This window comes from Mycobacterium sp. 852013-50091_SCH5140682, from assembly GCF_001665685.1.
Classification (GTDB): Bacteria; Actinomycetota; Actinomycetes; order Mycobacteriales; family Mycobacteriaceae; genus Mycobacterium.
Genome location: NZ_LZTB01000100.1, coordinates 47,461 through 69,118 on the forward strand (window position 1 = coordinate 47,461; position 21,658 = coordinate 69,118).

Below are 21,658 nucleotides of genomic sequence, written 5' to 3' on the forward strand. Positions count from 1 at the left end.
TGCGAGTATTCGCTTGGGGTGCGCGGGTCGGGCGCGTCGATGGGAGGACACTTGGCGACCAGACGCCGCTGGAAATTCGTTGTCGGGACATTGATTCTCGCGCTGGCCGCATTGCTCACACCGGGTGTCGCCCATGCTGATCCGGTGGTGCTCGGCGGAGGCTCCGGCATCGTCGTCAACGGAGACACGTTCTGCACCCTGACCACCATCGGCCACGACAACGCGGGCCGGCTGATCGGCTTCACGTCGGCGCACTGTGGTGGCCCGGGCGCGACGGTGGCGGCCGAGAACGCGACCGGGGCCGGGCAGCTGGGCACCATGGTCGCAGGCAACGAATTGCTGGACTACGCGGTGATCCAGTTCGACCCGCAGAAGGTCACCCCGACCGACAACGTCAACGGTTTCCAGATCGACGGCCTCGGCCCCGACCCGGTGTTCGGCCAGATCGCCTGCAAGCTGGGCCGCACCACCGGCTATTCGTGCGGTGTCACGTGGGGGCCGGGACAGGATCCGGGCACCATCGTCAACCAGGTGTGCGGGCAGCCCGGTGATTCCGGCGCGCCCGTCACAGTCGACAACAAGCTGGTGGGCATGCTGCACGGCGCCTACACCAACGATCTGCCGACCTGCGTCGTGAAATACGTGCCGCTGCACACGCCCGCGGTGACCATGTCGATCAACACGCAACTCGCCGACATCACCGCCAAGAACCGGCCCGGTACGGGGTATGTGCCGATTCCCTAGGCGGTGACGCCGGCGGCGCTGCCTACTTGCTGGCCCGGATGGCTTCGAACACGCTCGGGTCGACCAGTGTCGAGGTGTCACCGAGTTCACGGCCTTCGGCCACGTCGCGCAGCAGTCGGCGCATGATCTTGCCGCTGCGGGTCTTGGGCAGCTCCGGCACCACGTGGATCTCGCGGGGCTTGGCGATCGGTGAGATCTCGCGGGAGACCTGCGCGCGCAATTCGTCGATCATGTTCTCCGCACCGCCGTGGGCGCTTTCCTTGAGGATGACGAAGGCACAGATGGCTTGGCCGGTGGTCTCGTCCGACGCGCCGACGACAGCGGCCTCGGCGACACCGGAATGGCCGACCAGTGCCGACTCGACCTCCGCGGTCGAGATGCGGTGACCCGAGATGTTCATGACGTCGTCGATGCGGCCGAGCACCCAGATGTTGCCGTCCGAGTCGTACCGGGCGCCGTCGCCTGCGAAGTACCAGCCCTGCTCGGCGAAGCGGGACCAGTAGGTCTCCTTGAACCGCTCCGGATCACCCCAGATGCCGCGCAGCATGGCCGGCCACGGCTTGTCGAGCACCAGATATCCGGTGACGTGCTCGGCTTCGTCGGCGCCGGGGACCAGGTCGTTGCCCTCGTCGTCGACGATCTTGGCCGCGATGCCGGGCAGTGGGGTCATCGCCGAGCCGGGCTTGGCGGCCGTCACTCCGGGCAGCGGGGAGATCATGATGGCCCCGGTCTCGGTCTGCCACCAGGTGTCCACGATCGGGGTCTTGTTGCCGCCGATGAATTCGCGGTACCACCGCCACGCCTCGGGGTTGATCGGCTCGCCGACCGAGCCCAGCAGCCGCAGGCTGCTCAGGTCGTGGGCCTCGGGCAGTACCCGCCCCCACTTCATGAACGTGCGAATCAGCGTCGGTGCCGTGTAATAGATTGTCACGCCGTACTTTTCGATGACCTCGAAATGCCGGTGCATGGTCGGCGACGCCGGGGTGCCCTCATAGACCACCTGCGTGACACCGTTGGCCAGCGGGCCGTACACGATGTAGGTGTGCCCGGTGACCCAGCCGATATCGGCTGTGCACCAGTACACGTCGCTTTCGGGCTTGATGTCGAAAACGTTGTAGTGGGTATAGGCGGCCTGGGTGAGGAATCCGCCCGAGGTGTGCACGATGCCTTTGGGCTTGCCTGTGGTGCCCGAGGTGTACAGCAGGAACAGCGGCTGCTCGGAGTCGAATGCCTGCGGCGTGTGGTCGGGTGAGGCCTGCTCCACCGTCTCGTGCCACCAGAGATCGCGGCCCGGCGTCCAGTTGACGTCAATTCCGGTGCGCCGCACCACAAGAACGTTCTGCACCGACGGTTGTCCCTCGACCGCCTCGTCGACGGCGGACTTCAACGATGCGGCCTCACCGCGCCGGTACTGCCCGTCGGTGGTGATGACCAGCTTGGCCTGGGCGTCCTCGACGCGGGCGCGCAGCGCGCTGGCGGAGAACCCTGCGAACACGACGCTGTGCATGATGCCGAGGCGGGCGCAGGCCAGCATGGCGATGATGGCCTCGGGCACCATCGGCATGTAGATGGCGACCCGGTCACCGGCCACCAGGCCGAGATCGGTCAGGGTGTTGGCGGCCTTGCTGACCTCATCCTTGAGCTGGGCGTAGGTGATGTCGCGTGCGTCCTCGACCGGCTCGCCGACCCAGTGGATCGCGACCCGGTCGCCGTTGCCTGCCTCGACGTGGCGGTCCACGCAGTTGTAGGCGACGTTGAGCTTGCCGCCGACGAACCACTTCGCGAACGGTGCCTCCGACCAGTCCAGCACCTCGGTGAACGGTGTCTGCCAGGTAAGCCGGTCGGCCTGCTCGCCCCAGAACGCCAGCCGGTCTCGTTCGGCCGCGGCATACAACTCGCCCGTCGCGTTCGCGCTGGCCGCGAAGTCGGCGGGTGGGGGATAGGCTGACGGAACTTCGGCGTGCGTCACTGACGGGTTCGACATGTTTGTGAGCCTAGTCACCGAACGTTGCACGGGCGTTGGAGACGCACAACGCCGTCGGCTGGACGGCGCGCCCGGTGCGCTGAACGGTCGAAGATCCGGCGACCAGCGGTCGGCTAGCGTATGTGGCCGTGACCAACACCGACCCGCTCGCGCCGCTCGCCGAGCTTCCCGGCGTGGCCGCGGCGTGCGATGAGGCCAGGGAGGCGCTCGGGCGGGCGCACCGGCACCGCTTCAACCTGCGCGGCTGGCCGCAGACCGCGGGCGAGGCCGCGATGCGGGCGGCTCGGGCCTCGGCGGTACTCGACGGCGGATCCATCCAGCTGGCCCCCGACGGCGAGCCGGATCCTGTGACCGCAGGCGCGATCCGCGTCGCGGAAGCCCTCGAGGGTGGGGCGACGACGCTGGTCGGCGTGTGGCAGCGGGCACCGTTGCAGGCGCTGGCCCGGCTGCATGCGCTGGCCGCCGCAGACCTCACCGACGACGAACATCTGGGCCGGCCGCGGACGGATCCCGCCGTCGGGCGCCGGTTGGAACTGCTCGCCGAAATCCTGACCGGAGGATCGCGCGTGCCCGCGCCGATTCTGGCCGCTGTCGCTCATGGCGAACTGTTGACCTTGGAGCCGTTCGGTACGGCCGACGGAGTCGTGGCTCGTGGACTGTCACGACTGGTGACGATCGCCAGTGGTCTGGATCCGCACGGCCTCGGGGTTCCCGAGGTGCACTGGATGAAGAAGTCGGGCGATTACCGGGCTGCCGCACGGGGATTCGCGGCGGGCACTCGCGACGGGCTGACGGCGTGGCTGCTGCTGAGTTCAGAAGCGCTGCACGCCGGCGCGCGGGAAGCACTGCAGATCGCCCAGTCTGCCGCGGGCTGAGGGTCTTTCGGCGATCTGTCCAGCAAACGCAAAGCGGGCGGCGTTCCGAACTGTGTTCGGCTCGCCGCCCGCTAGCACGGATTCCGGTTACCAAGCGTGCAATGTGGGTTGCGTGGGTGGCCTCGGCGTCCTTGCAATGCGCTTCGGATGCAACCCCACCCAAGGGGCCGTCGGGTCCGTCCGCTTCTCGCAATCACGCAGGCCCGCAACACTTTTACCTATTCCGCGGCATGTGCTCCGCGTGGGTGCCGGGACCCGTGCTAGGGAGCCTGGTTCGGGAGATTTAGCCTTCTCTTCTGGCTATATCTTGGCTTCTCCAAGCTTCCGTGGTTCCTTTGTACTACGTGACCACAGTCACATCAAGGCCCAAATTGAGCGAGTTTCCCGATCGTTACGACTGTGCCCCAGCTACTACACCCGGTAGCTCAAAAAGTGAAGCGGCGCAACAGCGAATACGTCAGCGCGCCCGCCGCCAGCGCACTCACACCCACCGCGGCGGTGGTGGCCACGGCGGCCCCTGACGGGGCGGCGGGGAGCCGGTCGCGCAGTGACACCGGTTTGGTGAACGTCAGCACGGGCCAGTCGCGCGCGACGGCCTCCTTGCGCAGCGCCCGGTCCGGGTTGACCGCGGTGGGATGACCTACCGACTCGAGCATCGGGATGTCGGTCACCGAGTCGGAGTACGCGTAGCAGTAATCGAGCGCGTAGCCCTCGCGCGCAGCCAACGCGCGGATGGCTTCGACCTTGCCCTCGCCGTAGCAGTAGAACGCGATCTCGCCGGTGTAGCGGCCGTCCTCGACGACCATCCGGGTGGCCATGGCGTGCGTGGCGCCCAACGCCCGCGCGATCGGCGCGACGATCTCCTCGCCCGAAGCCGACACCACGACGATGTCGCGGCCGCAGAGCTTGTGGTCGGCGATCAGTTCGGCGGCTTCGGCGAACACCAACGGGTCGACGATGTCGTGCAGCGTCTCCCTGACGATCGACTTGACCTGTTCGACGTCCCAGCCCGTACACATGTTGGTGACGTACGAACGCATGCGGTCCATCTGGTCGTGGTCGGCGCCCGACATCAGGAAGAGGAACTGCGCGTACGTCGACTTGAGAACAGCGCGTCGGTTCAGCAGGCCCTGATCGAAGAAAGGTTTGCTGAAGGCGAGCGTACTGGACTTGGCGATCACCGTCTTGTCGAGGTCGAAGAACGCCGCTGTGCGCACCGGGCGGCCGCTGGGCTGCCCGGCTTGCGGTGCGATCGGCTCCCCGGCAACCGGATCGGATGCACTCACATGCGCCAGCATAGAGGGAGGTGTCCGACGCGCTCCGGCGGAGCCGACAAACCGGCAGTTCACGGCACATGTCGACACGATCTGTCTCACAGGTGGCGTCTTGTTAACTCGCAGCCGCATCTCTTGCGTCTTTGGGCAGATCCGTGTGTATAGTGAGCATTACTCGGCTTATGCCGAGGTGCATCAGCCCGACCCCCCGGGGCTGATACACGACGACCTCCGCCTCCTCCCCCCCTGGCGGGGGTCGTCTCTTTTTCCGGGGAGAAATTCGCCGCCGCGCGACCCCCGATGAGTTATCCCCAACCCGTCGTTCATCCACATTCTCCGGTTGGGTGCTGGCGCCACCGCCTCGACAGCCACAGGCTTGGGGCCATGACCAATTCGACGCACTCGGTGCTCGCCATGATCGGGGATCCGGTGCTGCGCGAAGATGCCGATCGCGTTGCCGCGGCTGCCGGTGTGTCACTCGTTCACGTCGGCGAACCGTCCGGCCGCAAGGCGTGGACGGCAGCTGCGGCAGTGCTTCTCGACGCCGACGCGGCGGCCCGCTGCGCCCGGCGGGCACTGCCGCGCCGCGACCGCGTGACGCTCGTCAGCGCCGCCGCACCTGCGCCCGCGGACTGGCAGGCCGCGATCTCGGTTGGCGCCCAACAGGTGTTGACTCTGCCTGCCCAAGATGCCGACCTGGTGGCCGCGCTGTCGGCTGCTGCGGTGGCCGACGACGGCAGCCGCGGCCCGGTCCTGGCCGTCGTCGGATCCCGCGGTGGCGCCGGGGCTTCCGTATTCGCCGCCGCCTTGGCGCAGACTGCCTCCGACGCCGGCCCGGCGCTCCTGGTCGACGCCGATCCGTGGAGCGGCGGCATCGATCTGGTGATGGGCACCGAGGACGTGCCCGGTCTGCGCTGGCCCGACCTGGCACTGCAGAGCGGCAGGCTGGCATTCCCGGCGCTGCGCGACGCCTTGCCGCGCCGCAATCAGGTCAGCGTATTGTCCAGCGGCAGAACGGGTGTCGAGATCGATGCGGGCCCGCTCGGTGCGGTGATCGACGCCGGATGCCGTGGCGGTGCGACGGTGGTGTGCGACGTACCGCGACGTTGTACCGCCGCGGTGGAGGCCGCGCTGGATGCTGCCGATCTCGTCGTCCTCGTGACGCCCGCCGACGTGCGGTCCTGCGCGGCGGCGACCGCGGCCCGCTCATGGCTGCTGGCCTGCAACCCGAATGCCGGTGTGGTGGTGCGTGGTCCGGCCCCAGGCGGGTTGCGGTCGGCCGAGGTGGCCCGCATCGTCGACCTGCCGCTGCTGGCCGCCATGCGGCCGGAGCCCGGCATCACCGAACGTCTCGAGCGCGGCGGCGTGCGGATGCGCCGGCGGGCACCGCTGGCCGGCGCGGCCCGCCGGGTGCTCACCGTGCTGGCCTCGCATCCCGCGGGGGCGGCGGCATGACCGCATCGCTGATCGAACGGGTCCGCGAGCGGTTGGCGACCGAAACGACCCCGCTGACGCCGGGCGTGGTCGCCGCGGCCATCCGGGCCGAATCCGGTGGGCTGCTGGGCGATACCGAGGTGCTGAGCAGCCTGCGGGTGCTGCAGACCGAACTGACCGGCGCAGGGTTGCTCGAACCGCTGCTGTCGGCCGACGGCACCACTGACGTGCTTGTCACCGCGCCGGACGCGGTGTGGGTGGATGACGGGAACGGCCTGCGCCGCACCACGGTCCGGTTCGCCGACGAGGCCGCGGTGCGCCGGCTGGCGCAACGACTGGCCCTGCTGGCCGGACGCCGCCTCGACGACGCACAGCCATGGGTCGACGGCCAGCTCACCGGGCCGGGCGCGGCCACCGTGCGCCTGCATGCGGTGCTGCCGCCGGTCGCGGTCGGCGGCACATGCCTGTCCCTGCGCGTCTTGCGGCCTGCCACCCAGGATCTGGCGTCCCTCACCGCATCCGGTGCCATCGCGCCCGACGCGGCCGAGCTGCTGCACGCGGTCATCGATGCCCGCCTGGCGTTCCTGATCTCCGGCGGAACCGGGTGTGGCAAGACGACGTTGCTTGCCGCTCTGCTCGGCGCGGTGCCTGTGAGCGAACGGATCGTCTGTGTGGAGGACGCCGCCGAACTCGCCCCGCCGCATCCGCATCTGGTCAAGCTGGTGGCCCGCGGCGCCAATGTCGAAGGGATCGGGGAGATCACGGTCCGCGATCTGGTGCGGCAGGCCCTGCGGATGCGACCGGACCGCATCGTCGTGGGCGAGGTGCGCGGGGCGGAGGTCGTCGACCTGCTTGGTGCTCTCAACACCGGCCACGACGGCGGTGCGGGCACGGTGCATGCCAACAGCCCCGCCGAGGTGCCTGCCCGGTTGGAGGCCCTCGGTGCGCTCGGCGGTCTCAGTGCGGCCGCGCTGCGCAGCCAGGTGGCAGCCGCGGTGCAGGTACTGCTCCATGTCGGCAGGGACCGGCACGGGCGGCGCAGGCTGGCGGAGATCGCGGTGCTGCAACGCGGTGTCGACGGTATTCTCGACGTGCGCACCGCATGGCACGCGGACGTCGGGTCTGCTTCCGGCGCAGGCGTTCTGCGCCGGATGCTCGTCGAGCGGGGTGTGTCGTGACCACCGCTGCGCTGGCACTCGCTGCGGCCCTGCTGGTGTGGCCCGCGGCACCCCGTCGGCTGCGGGCGTTGCCCCGCCCCCCACGGCGGCGTCCATGGGTATTGCTCGCGCCGGTGCTGATCGCGCTGGCGTGGCTGGTGCCGATCCCGGTCGCGGTGGCGGTGGGCGCGGTGGTGGGCACCGTGGCACTGCGCCGTCATCGCCGAACCATGCAGCGGCGCCGAGCCGCCGAATCTGTTGCGCTGCAATCTGCGCTGGAGGTGTTGGTCGGTGAATTGCGGGTCGGGGCGCACCCGGTTGCGGCGTTCACCGTGGCAGCGCAGGAGGTCTGCGGCCCAGTGGCCGACGGGATGCGTGCCGTGGCGGCGCGGGCGCGGCTGGGTGCCGATGTGGCGGCCGGACTCGACGATGTCGCGGTCGCGTCGCCGTTGCCGATGCACTGGCAGCGGCTCGCGGTGTGTTGGCGACTGGCGGAGGCCCGCGGTCTGGCTGTGGCCACGCTGATGCAGACCGCTGCGCAGGACATCGTTGAGCGGGAACGCTTTTCGGCTCGGGTCACCGCCGCCATGGCCGGTGCCCGCACCACCGCGGCCATGCTGGCCGGGCTGCCGGTTATCGGCATCGCGCTCGGGCAGTTGATCGGCGCGCAGCCCGTTGCGTTCCTGCTGGCCCCCGGTGTGGGCGGATGGCTGTTGGTCGTCGGAGTGCTGCTCGCGTGCGCCGGCCTGTTGTGGTCAGACCGGATCGTGGCCGGGGTGATGAAATGACTTGGGCAGCAATGTTTCTTGCGGTCGCGCTGCTGGTATCGGCGGATCGGCCCGCGACGCGGCTGCGGGTGCACCCGACGGCTGCGCCGCGACTGGCGGTGCGCTCGTCAGCCGACGACCCGCTGGCCGCTGCATCGACGTTCGAGTTGTTCGCCGCCTGCCTGTCCGCCGGGATGGCGGTGTCGAGCGCAGCGGCCGCCGCGGCGCCGTCGGCACCCGAACCACTCGCCGGGTTGCTCACCCGGTCCGCCGATCTACTCGCTCTGGGAGCGGACCCCGTGACGGCGTGGCCGAATGACGCTGGCCTGAAAGATCGCAATGCCGAAGCCCTGCTGCGGCTGGCCCGCAGGTCGGCATCGTCGGGCACGGCGCTGGCCCGGTCGGTCGCCGAATTGGCCGATCAGTCGCGACACGAAGCCGCCGCGGCGGCCGACGCGGCTGCCGAACGGGCCGGTGTGCTCATCGCCGGTCCGCTCGGGCTGTGCTACCTCCCGGCCTTTCTGTGTCTGGGGATCATCCCTGTCGTGGCGGGGCTCGCGGGAGACGTTCTGAGTTCGGGTTTGTGGTGACATCGGTACACATCGGGAGGAAACATCATGGCGGGCAATATGATTGCGCAGATCCAGACACGGTTGGCCGTGTTGGCGGTCGACGAGGACGGCATGTCGACGGTCGAATACGCCATCGGCACCATCGCCGCGGCAGCCTTCGGCGCGATTCTCTACACCGTGGTCACCGGCGACTCGATCGTCACGGCGTTGACCAACATCATCAGCCGGGCGCTGAGCACCAAGGTCTAGGTGATCGTGGTGCGGTCACTGTCGAGGCGGCGTTCGCGATCGCGGCCCTGGTGGTGGTTCTTGCGTTGTGTCTGGCCGGGCTCAGTGCGGTGTCGATGCAGGTGCGCTGTGTCGACGCGGCGAGGGAAGCGGCTCGGCTGGCCGCGCGCGGTGACGATCGCTCGGCCACCGAGGTGGCCCAGCGCATCGCCCCGCGAGATGCGGTGGTGCAGTTGCGGCGTGACGGCACCCTCGTGGTGGCGCGGGTCAGCGTGGCCGCGGCGCTGCCGGGGCTCACCGTCACCGCGGACGCCGCCGCGGCGATCGAGCCGGGTGTGCGGTGACGCCGGTTCGGCCAGTGTGCTGGCTGCCGCGATGATCGGTGTGCTCGTCACGTTCACGGCAGCGGGTGCGAGTCTCGGTGCGGCGGTGATCGCGCGGCATCGGGCCCAGGCCGCAGCGGATCTGGGTGCGCTCGCGGCGGCGGGAGCGCTGATCGCCGGACCGGATGCGGCGTGCCGCCAGGCGGCCACGGTCGCGTCGGCGATGCGCACCACGGTGGCGCAGTGCCGGGTGGACGGCCTCGATGTGGTGCTGACGGTGCACGCCGAGGTGCGGCTCGGGCGGTGGGGAATCGGTCCGGCGACGGCTGCCGCCCGGGCGGGACCGAGTGAAACGGCCTCGGCCGCTTAGCTATTCGATGAAATCCAGGTCAGCAGTGGCAATCTCGGCTTCGGTGGGCAGCCGCAGAGCCACCAGGCCGGCGAAGGTGCCCGGCTCGAGTTCGATCCGGTTGATCGTGATGTGGATCGGGTGCCAGCTGTCGTCGGCCGCGCGCATCCGCAGCACCGCGGCCGTCATACCGCCGGCGAATTCCGTTGTCATCCTGGTCATGTGGCGCGCATCGGCGGGATGTACGCGTGCGGGTCCGCCGTCGCTGCTGCGCCAGTCGAAGAAAGGAGCGGGCTCATCGAGCCATTTCAACAGCTTCCAGTTCTTGAGGTCGACCAGCGCGCGGTGCACGCCTGGCCGGGCGAGGCCGTCGAGGATGCGTTGTGCCAGGTAGTCGGCGGCGACCACGGTGCCCTCGCGCTCGCTGCGCCAGTTCATCGCCCGGCAGATCAGGTTGTCGGTGCCGTCGTCATCCGGCTCGAACGCCACGCGGGCCACGAATCCGACAGTGATCGGCTCGCCCCGGAAATCGGTGACATCCCACGTGGTGCAAAGGGTGTTGCCGGGTTCCGGTTTTATTGCCATCGACAACACTTTGGTTTCCCCGGCGTTGAGATCGCGGGTCGGCAGATCGTCGGCGAAGGCCCGTCCGTGGGTGGCCTCGGTTTCGGGATCCATACCGCTGTTACGTATGGATTCCGCAGTATCGGTCGCGACGCCATTGGTCAGGTCCCATTTCAGCGGGCCAGGAATGGGGCGTTGAGGTGGCTCGGCGTCGAGTGGACCGATCCAGACGTGCACGCCGTGGATCCGTCCGTCGGACATCTGCACCACTTCGGTGCGGATCACGCGGTCGTTCTTCGGGGTGATACTGCTGAGGCCCTGACCAGCCCGCACGGTTGCCCCGATGGCGCTTTGGATGGCCATCAAGTTGGGGTTGCGGCGCAGAAACACACTGATCGGAACGAGGTTCTTCGTCTGAGAACCTCGGGCGACCACGGCGGGCTCGTCACCCAGTGTCTCCACGAGCAGCCAGTCGTGGGTCATGGCGGGCATTTTACCGGTGGTTTGGTGGCCGGTTATCTGCTGAGCAACGACGGAATCCGTCGCGGTCGGCGCCGGAATGCGGCTACGGTTGCGTTTCCAGTGCGCGGGAGAGTTGCAAACATGAGTGGATTCAAGTACTTTGCCACTGCACCCGGCCTCCGGGATTGAGAACGGATCGCGTTGTCCGACCGTTCATTGCAACGTCTGTGTGTTCGGCGTGCCCGAACGTGGCAAAGAGATGTCGATCCGCGCAGTCGACCGTCGAGGGGTCGGTCGTCGTCGCGGTCGGGGGTCACGCTCAGGCATCATTCAGCGCGCCGAGCACCAGACGGAGTACCCGCACCGCGCCCGCTTTGTCGAGCGGATCGTTACCGTTGCCGCACTTCGGCGATTGGACGCACGAGGGGCAGCCGTGCGGGCACTCGCATGCCTCGATCGCCGCGGCCGTCGCGCCCCACCAAGTGCTCAACTGTCGGAATCCGCGGTCGGCGAATCCCGCCCCGCCCGGATAGCCGTCGTAGACGAAGATGGCGGGCAGCCCACCGACGCCGGAAGGCCCTACCGCCGTTGACACTCCGCCGATGTCGCCGCGGTCGCAACTGGCCACCAGCGGCAGCAGTCCGATCGCGGCGTGCTCGGCGGCATGCAAGGCGCCCGGTGTCGCCAACATGTCAATTCCGTACTCCTGCAACGCTTCCGGTGTGATGGTGCACATCACGGCCATGGTTTCCAGGGTGCTGGTGGGCATGTCGAGTTCGATGAAATCGATGACCTCGCCGTCCAGGCCGCGACGCAGATAGCCGACCACGCTGTTGCTCACCGAAACCGGCACCAGGCCGATGGTGACCGGCCCGTACGTGGACCGTTCGCCTGCTCCGGTGACGGCGATGTCGGTGATCTCGCGGGCGTAGGTGCGGTAATCGGGATCGGCGGCGTGCACAAACGCGATGCCGTCTTCGAAATCCAGTGAGTCGACGACATAACTGTCGCCCTGGTGCAGATAAACCGCACCCGGATGGATCGATGACGCCGCCTGCCCGGCGCCGGTGCTGCCCAGCATCCGGCCGGTGTCGGCCTCCAGGATGGCGATCTGTCCGCCGATGGAGCCGCGAATGTCCACTGCGGGATGCGGATCGGCGCCGGGGGCGGGGAAGTAGCTGCCTGCCCGGCGACGCAGCAAACCGTCGTCGACGAGTGTCGCGGCCACCGCGTCGGCGTCCCACCGGCGTACTTCAGCGTCGGTCAGCGGGAGTTCGACTGCGGCGCAGAGCAGTTGGGGACCGAGCACATATGGGTTGGTGGGGTCGATGACCACCCGCTCGATCGGCTTGTCCAACAGCGCGGCGGGATGGTGCACGAGGTAGGTGTCAAGCGGATCGTCGCGCGCGATCAACACGATCAGCGCACCCTGCCCGCGCCGCCCGGAGCGTCCGGCCTGCTGCCAGAACGACGTGACCGTCCCGGGAAAGCCGGCCAGCACCACAGCGTCCAGACCGGCTATGTCGATGCCGAGTTCGAGTGCGTTGGTGGTGGCCAGCCCGCGCAGCTGCCCGTCGGCCAACGCACGCTCGAGCTCGCGGCGGTCCTCGGCGAGGTATCCGGCGCGGTAGGACGCGACGCGCTCCGCCAGCTCCGGTGCGGTGTCGGCCAATCGGGTCCGTGCGCCAAGCGCGGTGAGCTCGGCGCCGCGGCGCGACCTTACGAACGTCAGCGTGCGGGCGCCCTCTTCGACCAGATCGGCCATCACCCGGGCGGCTTCGGCGCCCGCCGAGCGCCGTACCGGAGCGCCGTTCTCACCCGTCAGATCCGGCAGCAGTGCCGGCTCCCACAGCGCGATGGTGCGGGCGCCCTGCGGCGACGCGTCGTCGGTCACCGCGGTGACCGTTTGACCGATCAACTCCGCGGCCGTGTCGGCCGGGGCGGAGGTGGTGGCGCTCGCGAAGATCACCGTCGGTGCGACGGACTCGGTGCCACTGGGCGCATAGCGCTCGCACAGCCGTAGCAGCCGGCGCAGCACCATCGCCACATTCGACCCGAAAATGCCGCGGTAGTAGTGGCATTCGTCGACCACGATGAACCTCAGATTGCGCAGGAACACCGCCCAGCGGGCGTGGTTGCGCAGCAGCGACAGATGGATCATGTCGGGATTGGAGAAGATCCACCGCGACCGCTCGCGCGCGAACCGTCGCACCTCGGTGGGGCTGTCGCCGTCGTAGGACACCGGCGCGACATCCCGTAGCGCGGTGATGGTTTCGGTCAGCACGTGAGCAGTGCGCAGCTGATCGTGTCCGAGCGCTTTGGTGGGGGACAAGTACAGCACCCGGGCTCGTGGATCGGTGGCCAAGGCCGACAGGATCGGCAGCTGGTAGGCCAGCGACTTGCCCGACGCAGTACCCGTCGAGATGACCACGTGCCTGCCCTCGTGAGCCAGCTGGGCGGCGGCGAGCTGATGCGCCCACGGCGCGGTGATGCCCTGATCATGGAACGCCCGCACCACATCTGGATGAGCCCACGCCGGCCACTCGGATGGGTGTCCCTCGCGCGGGGGCAAGTCGGCGACGTGCCGCAGCGGATGCTCGTCGGCGGGTGTGCCGTCGACCGCGCAGGCAAGCAGTTCCCGCCCGAAGCCTCTGCCTGATTGCTCCTCACGGCCTCTGCCTGATTGCTCCTCACGTCCGCGGCCCAAATCCGACCCGCGATCCGACACTCCGTGACCTCCTGAAACGTCCCCCGGGGCTACCCACCCGGCTTTGTAAACGAATTGTTCACCACACAGTGCACGTCGAGACTGTCGCACCAGCGGAGAACGTGATTGACTAACGACGGTCGCAGCTTCTGTGTTTGTCACTCGCACTCGCAGGATCGTCGTTGCGATCGCGGTTCCTGCGAGGGTTGTAGGTCGGGTCAGTTCCGACGACTCCACGAAGGTATGGCGGTCGGAACGGGCCCGGTACGCCGGAAGTCGGTGGACCGCACCCGGTAAGAAGAGAAGGAAAGAACGAGAGATGCCACAGGGAACTGTGAAGTGGTTCAACGCGGAGAAGGGCTTCGGCTTCATCGCCCCCGAGGACGGCTCCGCCGACGTGTTTGTCCACTACACGGAAATCCAGGGTAGCGGCTTCCGCACCCTGGAGGAGAACCAGAAGGTTGAGTTCGAGGTCGGCCAGAGCCCCAAGGGGCCGCAGGCCACGGGTGTTCGGGCAGTCTGAGCCAACCCAACCCTGATAGGACACCCCCGCGACAGTCCCACACCGGACACCCGCGGGGGTGTTCTGCTTTCTGACGTCGGCTGGCCTACTGTCGATTTGTGAGCCAGCTGTCCTTTTTCTCGGCGGAGTCGGTGCCCCCTACGGTCACCGATCTCACCGGCTTGCTGGCCGGCCCGGGACAGATCGTGCTCGTGAACGTCGACGGGCAGCAGGCGGCCCGCATCTCCGTGGTGGTCGACGAGCCGTGGCGGGCGACTGCGCTGGCCGAGATGATGGGCCAGGCCGGATTGATGCCGGAGATCGCGCGTACCGACGAGAACACGCCGCTGGTGCGCACCGCGCTGGATCCTCAGCTGGTGCCGATCGCCCGGGAGTGGACCAGAGGCGCCGTCAAGACGGTCCCGGCGGCCTGGCTGCCCGGTGCTCGGGAGCTGCGGGCCTGGACGCTGGCGGCCGGGACGCCCGAGGCCGACGACCGCTACCTGCTTGGCCTCGACCCGCATGCACCCGATACGCACGCTGCGCTGGCAGCGGCGATGATGCGGGTGGGCATCGCCCCGACACTTATCGGAACCCGCGGCTCGCACCCGGCGTTGCGGGTCAGCGGCAGGCGAAGGTTATCGCGCCTGGTAGAAAACGTGGGGGAACCACCGCGGGAGCCTGCTGCGTTAGCGCACTGGCCACGTATTTAATGGTTGCCCATGGGGGAGCCAGTTTGCGTAGGCTCGCGCAGAATGCGAAATTGTCAGTTGCCCTGCACGTCGGGGCGTTGACAGAAGTGGAGCGTAGGCACAGTTGGCTGGCGACGACCCTAAAAGGGCCAGTAGCGGTAGGACCGGCAATGTCCGGCGACTCGTCATTGTCGAGTCGCCGACAAAAGCGCGCAAAATAGCCAGCTACCTGGGCTCCAACTATGTTGTGGAATCCTCGCGCGGCCATATTCGGGACCTGCCGCGCAACGCCGCGGACGTGCCGGCGAAGTACAAATCGGAGCCGTGGGCCCGCCTCGGGGTCAACGTCGACGACAACTTCGAGCCGCTTTACATCGTCAGCCCCGAGAAGAAGACCACGGTCGCCGAGCTCAAAGGCCTGCTCAAGGACGTCGACGAGCTCTATCTCGCGACGGACGGTGACCGCGAGGGTGAGGCGATCGCCTGGCACCTGCTGGAGACGCTGAAGCCGCGCGTCCCGGTCCGTCGGATGGTGTTCCACGAGATCACCGAGCCCGCCATCCGGGCCGCCGCCGAAAACCCGCGTGACCTGGATATTTCCCTCGTCGACGCGCAGGAGACCCGGCGCATCCTCGACCGGCTGTACGGCTACGAGGTCAGCCCGGTGCTGTGGAAGAAGGTCGCGCCGAAGCTGTCGGCGGGCCGCGTGCAGTCCGTGGCGACCCGCATCATCGTCAACCGCGAGCGGGAGCGCATGGCGTTCCGCAGCGCGGGGTACTGGGATGTGACCGCTGAGCTGGACGCCAGCGTGTCCGATCCGGAGGCCACACCGCCCAAGTTCACGGCCAAGCTCAACACCGTCGACGGCCGCCGGGTCGCGACCGGCCGCGATTTCGACTCGCTCGGCCAGGTCAAGAAGCCCGACGAGGTGCTCGTGCTTGACGAGGCCGGTGCGTCCGGTCTCGCGGCAGGCCTGCGCGGTGCCCAGCTGACCGTCAGCTCGGTCGAGCAGAAGCCGTACACCCGGCGCCCATACGCCCCGTTCATGACCTCGACGCTGCAGCAGGAGGCGGGGCGCAAGCTGCGGTTCTCCTCCGAGCGCACGATGAGCATCGCGCAGCGGCTGTACGAGAACGGCTACATCACCTACATGCGTACCGACTCGACCACGCTGTCGGAGTCGGCCATCAACGCAGCGCGTAACCAGGCCCGTCAGCTCTACGGCGACGAATATGTGCACCCGACGCCGCGGCAGTACACCCGCAAGGTGAAGAACGCCCAGGAAGCCCACGAGGCCATCCGTCCGGCCGGTGACGTCTTCCAGACCCCCGGTCAGCTGCACGCGCAGCTCGACACGGACGAGTTCCGGCTCTACGAGCTGATCTGGCAGCGCACCGTCGCCTCGCAGATGGCCGACGCCCGCGGTACGACGCTCAGCCTGCGGATCTCCGGGGTGGCCAGCACCGGCGAGCAGGTGGTGTTCAACGCCTCGGGCCGCACCATCACCTTCCCGGGCTTCCTCAAGGCCTACGTGGAGAGCATCGACGAGCTCGCCGGCGGCGAGTCCGACGACGCCGAGAGCCGGTTGCCCAACCTGACGCAGGGCCAGCGCGTCGACGCCGCCGGCCTGACCGCCGACGGCCACACCACGTCGCCGCCTGCGCGTTTCACCGAAGCCTCGTTGATCAAGGTGCTCGAAGAGCTGGGCATCGGTCGCCCGTCGACCTACAGCTCGATCATCAAGACCATCCAGGACCGCGGCTACGTGCAGAAGAAGGGCAGCGCCCTGGTGCCGTCGTGGGTGGCGTTCGCCGTCGTCGGCCTGCTCGAGCAGCACTTCGGCCGGCTGGTGGACTACGACTTCACCGCGGCCATGGAGGACGAGCTCGACGAGATCGCCAACGGCCAGGAGCGACGCACCAACTGGCTCAACAACTTCTACTTCGGCGGCGATCACGGCGTCGAGGGTTCGGTAGCCCGCGCGGGTGGGCTCAAGAAGCTCGTCGGCGTCAACCTCGAGGGCATCGACGCTCGGGAAGTCAACTCCATCAAGCTCTTTGACGATTCCGAGGGGCGTGCCATCAACGTCCGGGTGGGCCGTAACGGGGCGTACCTGGAGCGCATGGTCGACGACCCGGACAATCCCGGGGAACTCAAGCCGCAACGCGCCAACCTCAAGGACGAGCTGACGCCCGACGAGCTGACCCTGGAGCTCGCCGAAAAGCTTTTCGCCACACCGCAAGAGGGCCGCGTGCTGGGTGTCGACCCGGCGACCGGGCACGAGATCGTGGCCAAGGATGGCCGGTTCGGTCCGTACGTCACCGAGATCCTGCCCGAGCCTGAGGAACCCGACGACGGTGCCGCGGGCGCGACGGCGAAGAAGGGCAAGAAGCCGACCGGCCCCAAGCCGCGCACCGGATCGCTGCTGCGGTCGATGGACCTGGAGACGGTGACGCTCGACGACGCACTGAAGCTGTTGTCGCTGCCGCGTGTGGTCGGTGTCGACCCGTCGAACAACGAGGAGATCACCGCGCAGAACGGCCGCTACGGCCCGTACCTCAAGCGCGGCACGGACTCTCGGTCGTTGGCCAACGAGGAGCAGATGTTCACCATCACCCTCGAAGAGGCACTCAAGATCTATGCCGAGCCCAAACGCCGTGGCCGCCAGGCCGCGTCGGCTCCACCGCTGCGAGAACTGGGTAATGACCCCGCATCTGGCAAGCCGATGGTGATCAAGGACGGCCGGTTCGGCCCGTATGTCACCGACGGCGAGACCAACGCGAGCCTGCGCAAGGGTGACGAGGTCGCATCCATCACCGACGAGCGCGCTTCGGAGCTGTTGGCCGACCGCCGGGCCCGCGGCCCGGTCAAGAAGGCCGCCAAGAAGGCGCCCGCGAAGAAGGCGGCGGCCAAGAAGGCGCCGGCGAAAAAGGCTGCGGCCAAGAAGGTCTGACCGGGTTACTCCGACCGCCGGTTGCTCATGCCCCGGGTTCGGGCGAATTCTCCGATACGAGCTGGCGTTCGGCGTCCAGGTCGGCCGGCGTGACCAGGTTCACCGGGCGGGCCAGTTGGGTGGGCGCGGTGCGGCCGCGCAGTTCGACGATCTCGCACACGTCCCAGCACAGCGCCTCGGCGTCGAGCGCACCGCTGACGGCGATGGCCGAGGCCAGCACGTGGCCCTCCTCCATCTTGGCCAGCTCGGTCAGGCGGGCTGCCTCGTTGACCGGGTCGCCGATCACGGTGTACTCGAACCGGGCCTGCGCGCCGATGTGCCCGGCGATCGCCCGGCCGGCCGAGACACCGATGCCGAATTCGGTGTCGCTGCCGAGGACCGTGAGCAGTTCGTCATGCAGCTCGCGGGAGGCCGCCAGCGCGGCCCCGGAGGCGTCGGGATGCTCGATGGGGGCACCGAAGATGGCCAGCGCGGCGTCGCCCTGGAACTTATTGACGAAACCGCCGTGGCGGTTGACGGTGTCGACGATGACCCGGAAGAACTCGTTGAGCAGGTTCACGACTTCGGCGGCCGGAATGGTCGATGCCAGATGGGTGGATCCCACCAGGTCGACGAACAGCACCGCCACGTCGCGTTCCTGGCCGCCGAGCTCGGTGCCGCGTTCGAGCGCCCGCCGCGCCACGTCCTCACCGACGTAGCGACCGAACAGGTCGCGTAGGCGCTGCCGTTCGGCCAGGTCGCGCACCATGTCGTTGAACCCGGCCTGCAACAGGCCCAGCTCGCTGGCGTCGTAGATCTGCATGTGGGCGTTGTAGTTGCCGCGCTGCACCTCACCCAGCGCCCAGCGGAGCTGGCGCAGCGGGTCGGCGATCGACATGGCCACCAGCACGGTGCCGGCCAAGCCGATCACGAGCGCAGCGACAGCGAGCAGCAGCAACGGGGTGGTCAGCTGATCGGCCGTCGCCGTCAGGATCGAGAACTTGCTGGCGACCAGGGCCAGCACGATCGACAGCAGCGGCACCCCGGTGGACAACACCCAGGTGAGCACCTGGCGCAGGATGACGCCGGGAGCGTGGAAGTTCTCCGGCACGCCGCCTCGCAGTGCGGCGACCGCCACGGGGCGCAGCACGCGCTCGGATTGCAGGTAGCCGATGATGGCGGTGGCCGTGGCGCCCAGCGCGGTGGCCACCGCGACCACCGGTGCCGACCGGCTGGCCACCGGCCAGCTCGCCACGATGAACACGACCGAACCCAGGCACCAGTTGGTGACGCTGATCAGCGTTCGGTAGAACGGCATCCGCAGCGCGCGGGTGCGGGCCAGCTCGGTGATGGCCGGGTCGGCGTCGGTCATCAGGGTGTCGCGGCGTTGCCAGCGGATGACCGGCAGCAGCAATCGCAGGCTCAGGTAGGCGCCGACTGTGAACGCGATGAACAGGTAGCCGAGAAAGACCGCCAGGTTGGCGGCCGGCAGATCCTGAAGCTGGATGCGATCCTCGGGTGGCAGACCGAATCTGAGGAAGCCGAGAACGAACAGCGCGCCGATGATGTCGGACTGCAGCATGCCCAGCGTGAAGACCGGCCACGGGGTACGCGCGACCCATCGGACGAATGCGCTGATTCGCCCGATCGGGACCGCCCCCGTGCTCACCCGTTCACCGTATCGGTCCCGGGCGACGTTCAGCGCCGCTGTACGCCGGTTGTGTCGGCCCGGACCACTACTGTTGGCCGTGATGAGCGGTGTGTTTTCGCGGCTGGTGGGCCAGGACGCGGTTGAACAGGAGCTGGTGGCGGCCGCTGCGGCCGCGCGGGGTGATTCCGCGCACAACGGCGCCGCGACAGGATCCATGACACATGCCTGGCTGATCACCGGGCCTCCCGGCTCGGGCCGGTCGGTGGCGGCGCTGTGTTTTGCTGCCGCATTGCAGTGCACGTCGGACGGGACGCCCGGGTGCGGGCAGTGTCGCGCGTGCACGACGACGATGGCCGGTACCCACGCCGATGTGCGGCGCATCATCCCGGAGGGGCTGTCCATCGCGGTCAAGGAGATGCGCGAGATCGTCCAGATCGCCTCTCGGCGGCCCGGGACGGGACGCTGGCAGATCGTCGTCATCGAGGACGCGGACCGGCTCACCGAGGGCGCTGCCAATGCGCTGCTCAAGGTGGTGGAGGAACCGCCACCATCGACGGTGTTCCTGCTCTGCGCACCATCGGTGGACCCTGAGGACATCGCGATCACCCTGCGCTCGCGCTGCCGCCATGTGGCGTTGACGACGCCGGGAGCCGACGCCATCGCCGACGTGCTGATGACCGGCGACGGCCTGCCCGAGGAAGACGCCCGCTGGGCCGCCTCGGTCAGCGGTGGGCACGTCGGGCGGGCTCGGCGGCTCGCGACCGATCCAGAAGCCAGGGAGCGCCGGAAACGGGCCCTGGGGCTGGCCCGCGACGCGGCCACCCCGGCCCGGGCGTATGCGGCCGCCGAAGAGATGGTCGCCGTCGCCGAAGCCGAGGCGCTGGCCCTGACCGCGGGCCGCAACGAGAGCGAGACCGAGGAGCTCAAGACGGCGCTGGGGGCCGGCGGTACCGGCAAGGGCACCGCGGGCACCATGCGAGGCGCCGCGGGCGCGCTCAAAGAACTGGAGAAGCGGCAGAAGTCTCGGCAGACCAGGGCGTCGCGCGACGCGCTGGACCGCGCACTGATCGACCTCGCGACGTACTTCCGTGATGCGCTGCTGGTGTCGTCGGGGGCGACCGGTGTGACGGCCAACCACCCGGACATGGCCGACAAGGTTGCGGCGATGGCTGCGCACGCGTCACCGGACAAGTTACTGCGCTGTATCGAGGCGGTGCTGGAATGTCGCGAAGCCCTGGCCGTCAACGTCAAGCCGAAGTTCGCGGTCGACGCCATGGTCGCCACCGTCGGGCAGGCGCTGCGCGGCTGACGGCCGACGGGCAGGAGGGGAGCGACTTTGGAGCTGGCCCGGCCCTGTCGTAGACTCATGCCGCCCGTAGGGCACGCCACCTTAGCTCAGTCGGTAGAGCGATTCACTCGTAATGAATAGGTCAGGAGTTCGATTCTCCTAGGTGGCTCCATCCCGGACCGATGTGTGGTTCCGTCACCTGTCGTGCTCCTCTCCGCCTGAATCCACCCGCTTGTCCAAAAGGGCTGCCGTCAGGTCGATTTCGATGAGCTGCCCCGGGAATCCCAGCTGTGAAACGCCGAGCAGGGTGCTCGCGGTAGTGAATGCCGGGGCGATGGTCGAGCGGGTGAGCCGTTGCCACGCGGCGGCGAGAACTACGGAGTCGTCGCTCACCACGTAGACCACGGAGCGAACGACGTGGCCCGGCTGGGCCCCCACGGCCGCCAATGCGATCGCCGAGTTGGACACCACTTGGTCTATTTGGAGGTCGATGTCATCAGCGCCGACCAGTGCGCCGGAGACATCGAGCGGGCACTGCCCCGCCAGGAAGGCGGTGCGCCCGGACTCGGCGATCGTGATGTGGTGATAACCCGGTGGCTTGTGCAGTTGATCGGGGTTGATGCGAGTGATCCTCGGGGCCGGCGGACGTGAGGAGCGATCGAGGTCCATGGCGCCAAGCCTGCTCCAACCGCCGACCGGTGCGCGTCAAATATCCAGATGACTGCCCGGCCCTGGTGTGTGACGATTCGCCGGTGCCGAGTTCACTGATCGAGGTCCGCAAGCTATACACCGCAGCCGAAGAGGTGGCCCTCATCGATGCCGTGCACGCCGCGCTCGTCGCTGCCTTCCAGATTCCCGAGGAGGACAAGCACGTGCGGCTGGTATGCCATGAGCCGCATCGGTTCGCGTACTCGCCCAAGCTCGCGAACCCGGATCTGTACACGCTCGTCACCATCGACTGCTTCGTCGGCCGCTCGGTGCAGGCCAAGCGCAATCTCTACGGCGAGATCGTCAATCGCTTGGGCGCCTTCGAAATTCCGGCCGACCACATCACGATCCTGCTGCGCGAGAGTGCGCTCGAGAATTGGGGTGTGCGGGGCGGCCAGGCTGCCTGTGACGTTGATCTGGGCTTCGACATCAACGTCTGACCGGT

At 68.3% G+C, this 21,658-nt stretch carries 20 protein-coding genes and 1 tRNA gene; 15 read left to right on the forward strand and 6 right to left on the reverse strand.

Translation table 11 applies throughout. The annotated features are described in order from the left end of the window. Nucleotides 1–39: 39 nt before the first annotated feature. Nucleotides 40–744, forward strand: coding sequence for a serine protease (locus tag A5784_RS25030; protein WP_156750761.1), 705 nt, complete (start codon nucleotides 40–42; stop codon nucleotides 742–744). 22 nt (nucleotides 745–766) lie between these two features. Here the strand turns inward: A5784_RS25030 and acs are convergent, their stop codons facing one another. After that, the gene (gene acs / locus A5784_RS25035) at nucleotides 767–2,728 is read right to left on the reverse strand and encodes an acetate--CoA ligase (protein ID WP_064947570.1); all 1,962 of its coding nucleotides are present in this window, start codon (nucleotides 2,726–2,728) and stop codon (nucleotides 767–769) included. 128 nt (nucleotides 2,729–2,856) lie between these two features. Between acs and A5784_RS25040 the strand changes: the two genes are divergently transcribed. Beyond that, nucleotides 2,857–3,603 (forward strand): Fic family protein, encoded by a 747-nt coding sequence (locus A5784_RS25040; RefSeq protein ID WP_064947790.1) that lies wholly within the window; start codon nucleotides 2,857–2,859, stop codon nucleotides 3,601–3,603. A gap of 425 nt (nucleotides 3,604–4,028) precedes the next feature. Here the strand turns inward: A5784_RS25040 and A5784_RS25045 are convergent, their stop codons facing one another. Then, nucleotides 4,029–4,901, reverse strand: coding sequence for an HAD-IB family hydrolase (locus A5784_RS25045; protein WP_064947571.1), 873 nt, complete (start codon nucleotides 4,899–4,901; stop codon nucleotides 4,029–4,031). A gap of 360 nt (nucleotides 4,902–5,261) precedes the next feature. Here A5784_RS25045 and ssd point away from each other — a divergent pair, with 360 nt between their 5' ends. The 7 genes from ssd to A5784_RS25080 are packed head-to-tail and all read left to right on the forward strand — an operon-like array spanning nucleotide 5,262 to nucleotide 9,728. Beyond that, nucleotides 5,262–6,332, forward strand: a complete 1,071-nt coding sequence (gene ssd, locus A5784_RS25050) for a septum site-determining protein Ssd (protein ID WP_064947572.1) — start codon at nucleotides 5,262–5,264, stop codon at nucleotides 6,330–6,332. Continuing rightward, the gene (locus A5784_RS25055) at nucleotides 6,329–7,489 is read left to right on the forward strand and encodes a TadA family conjugal transfer-associated ATPase (RefSeq protein ID WP_064947573.1); all 1,161 of its coding nucleotides are present in this window, start codon (nucleotides 6,329–6,331) and stop codon (nucleotides 7,487–7,489) included. The genes ssd and A5784_RS25055 overlap by 4 nt, the downstream gene beginning before the upstream one ends. Next, nucleotides 7,486–8,256, forward strand: coding sequence for a type II secretion system F family protein (locus A5784_RS25060; RefSeq protein WP_064947574.1), 771 nt, complete (start codon nucleotides 7,486–7,488; stop codon nucleotides 8,254–8,256). Before A5784_RS25055 ends, A5784_RS25060 begins: the two co-directional genes overlap by 4 nt. Continuing rightward, nucleotides 8,253–8,825 carry a type II secretion system F family protein gene (locus tag A5784_RS25065; protein ID WP_064947575.1) on the forward strand — a complete coding sequence of 191 codons (573 nt, stop codon included), beginning with the start codon at nucleotides 8,253–8,255 and terminating at the stop codon, nucleotides 8,823–8,825. Before A5784_RS25060 ends, A5784_RS25065 begins: the two co-directional genes overlap by 4 nt. Nucleotides 8,826–8,852: 27 nt before the next feature. Beyond that, nucleotides 8,853–9,056 carry a DUF4244 domain-containing protein gene (locus A5784_RS25070; protein WP_064947576.1) on the forward strand — a complete coding sequence of 68 codons (204 nt, stop codon included), beginning with the start codon at nucleotides 8,853–8,855 and terminating at the stop codon, nucleotides 9,054–9,056. Between the two features lie 38 nt (nucleotides 9,057–9,094). Beyond that, entirely contained in the window at nucleotides 9,095–9,379 is a 285-nt protein-coding gene (locus tag A5784_RS25075) for a TadE family type IV pilus minor pilin (protein ID WP_197514876.1), read from the forward strand. Next, on the forward strand, nucleotides 9,369–9,728 hold the full coding sequence (locus tag A5784_RS25080) for an Rv3654c family TadE-like protein (RefSeq protein ID WP_197514881.1): 360 nt from the start codon (nucleotides 9,369–9,371) through the stop codon (nucleotides 9,726–9,728). Before A5784_RS25075 ends, A5784_RS25080 begins: the two co-directional genes overlap by 11 nt. Here the strand turns inward: A5784_RS25080 and A5784_RS25085 are convergent, their stop codons facing one another. Beyond that, entirely contained in the window at nucleotides 9,729–10,754 is a 1,026-nt protein-coding gene (locus A5784_RS25085) for a PAS domain-containing protein (protein WP_064947792.1), read from the reverse strand. Between the two features lie 298 nt (nucleotides 10,755–11,052). Then, nucleotides 11,053–13,440: a DEAD/DEAH box helicase gene (locus A5784_RS25090; protein WP_064947578.1), complete on the reverse strand. Its 2,388-nt coding sequence runs from the start codon at nucleotides 13,438–13,440 to the stop codon at nucleotides 11,053–11,055. 319 nt (nucleotides 13,441–13,759) lie between these two features. Here A5784_RS25090 and A5784_RS25095 point away from each other — a divergent pair, with 319 nt between their 5' ends. The 3 genes from A5784_RS25095 (at nucleotide 13,760) to topA (ending at nucleotide 17,587) form a co-directional block, all read left to right on the forward strand. Beyond that, nucleotides 13,760–13,963 (forward strand): cold-shock protein, encoded by a 204-nt coding sequence (locus A5784_RS25095; RefSeq protein ID WP_006243848.1) that lies wholly within the window; start codon nucleotides 13,760–13,762, stop codon nucleotides 13,961–13,963. A 98-nt stretch (nucleotides 13,964–14,061) separates the two neighbouring features. After that, nucleotides 14,062–14,655, forward strand: coding sequence for a hypothetical protein (locus A5784_RS25100; protein WP_064947579.1), 594 nt, complete (start codon nucleotides 14,062–14,064; stop codon nucleotides 14,653–14,655). 103 nt (nucleotides 14,656–14,758) lie between these two features. Then, nucleotides 14,759–17,587, forward strand: a complete 2,829-nt coding sequence (gene topA / locus A5784_RS25105; protein ID WP_064947580.1) for a type I DNA topoisomerase — start codon at nucleotides 14,759–14,761, stop codon at nucleotides 17,585–17,587. Nucleotides 17,588–17,612: 25 nt separating this feature from the next. Here topA and A5784_RS25110 read toward each other — a convergent pair whose 3' ends face one another. Continuing rightward, on the reverse strand, nucleotides 17,613–19,235 hold the full coding sequence (locus tag A5784_RS25110; protein WP_064947581.1) for an adenylate/guanylate cyclase domain-containing protein: 1,623 nt from the start codon (nucleotides 19,233–19,235) through the stop codon (nucleotides 17,613–17,615). A gap of 82 nt (nucleotides 19,236–19,317) precedes the next feature. On the opposite strand from A5784_RS25110, the gene A5784_RS25115 reads away from it, so the two are divergent. Together A5784_RS25115 and A5784_RS25120 are read left to right on the forward strand one after the other, a co-directional pair. Beyond that, on the forward strand, nucleotides 19,318–20,526 hold the full coding sequence (locus tag A5784_RS25115; RefSeq protein WP_064947582.1) for a DNA polymerase III subunit delta': 1,209 nt from the start codon (nucleotides 19,318–19,320) through the stop codon (nucleotides 20,524–20,526). Between the two features lie 75 nt (nucleotides 20,527–20,601). Next, nucleotides 20,602–20,677, forward strand: a tRNA-Thr gene (locus A5784_RS25120). 23 nt (nucleotides 20,678–20,700) lie between these two features. On the opposite strand, the gene A5784_RS25125 is transcribed toward A5784_RS25120, so the two are convergent. Beyond that, nucleotides 20,701–21,174 carry a RidA family protein gene (locus A5784_RS25125; RefSeq protein WP_064947583.1) on the reverse strand — a complete coding sequence of 158 codons (474 nt, stop codon included), beginning with the start codon at nucleotides 21,172–21,174 and terminating at the stop codon, nucleotides 20,701–20,703. Nucleotides 21,175–21,257: 83 nt separating this feature from the next. On the opposite strand from A5784_RS25125, the gene A5784_RS25130 reads away from it, so the two are divergent. Further along, entirely contained in the window at nucleotides 21,258–21,653 is a 396-nt protein-coding gene (locus tag A5784_RS25130; protein ID WP_064947793.1) for a tautomerase family protein, read from the forward strand. The last annotated feature ends 5 nt before the right edge of the window (nucleotides 21,654–21,658 follow it).

Bases quoted from the DNA above. Each gene is read 5' to 3' on its own strand.
- A5784_RS25045 (WP_064947571.1), bottom strand. From the start codon at position 4,901: ATGCTGGCGCATGTGAGTGCATCCGATCCGGTTGCCGGGGAGCCGATC.
- A5784_RS25070 (WP_064947576.1), top strand. From the start codon at position 8,853: ATGGCGGGCAATATGATTGCGCAGATCCAGACACGGTTGGCCGTGTTG.
- A5784_RS25030 (WP_156750761.1), top strand. From the start codon at position 40: ATGGGAGGACACTTGGCGACCAGACGCCGCTGGAAATTCGTTGTCGGG.
- A5784_RS25095 (WP_006243848.1), top strand. From the start codon at position 13,760: ATGCCACAGGGAACTGTGAAGTGGTTCAACGCGGAGAAGGGCTTCGGC.
- A5784_RS25055 (WP_064947573.1), top strand. From the start codon at position 6,329: ATGACCGCATCGCTGATCGAACGGGTCCGCGAGCGGTTGGCGACCGAA.
- acs (WP_064947570.1), bottom strand. From the start codon at position 2,728: ATGTCGAACCCGTCAGTGACGCACGCCGAAGTTCCGTCAGCCTATCCC.
- A5784_RS25065 (WP_064947575.1), top strand. From the start codon at position 8,253: ATGACTTGGGCAGCAATGTTTCTTGCGGTCGCGCTGCTGGTATCGGCG.
- A5784_RS25125 (WP_064947583.1), bottom strand. From the start codon at position 21,174: ATGGACCTCGATCGCTCCTCACGTCCGCCGGCCCCGAGGATCACTCGC.
- A5784_RS25115 (WP_064947582.1), top strand. From the start codon at position 19,318: ATGAGCGGTGTGTTTTCGCGGCTGGTGGGCCAGGACGCGGTTGAACAG.
- A5784_RS25085 (WP_064947792.1), bottom strand. From the start codon at position 10,754: ATGACCCACGACTGGCTGCTCGTGGAGACACTGGGTGACGAGCCCGCC.
- ssd (WP_064947572.1), top strand. From the start codon at position 5,262: ATGACCAATTCGACGCACTCGGTGCTCGCCATGATCGGGGATCCGGTG.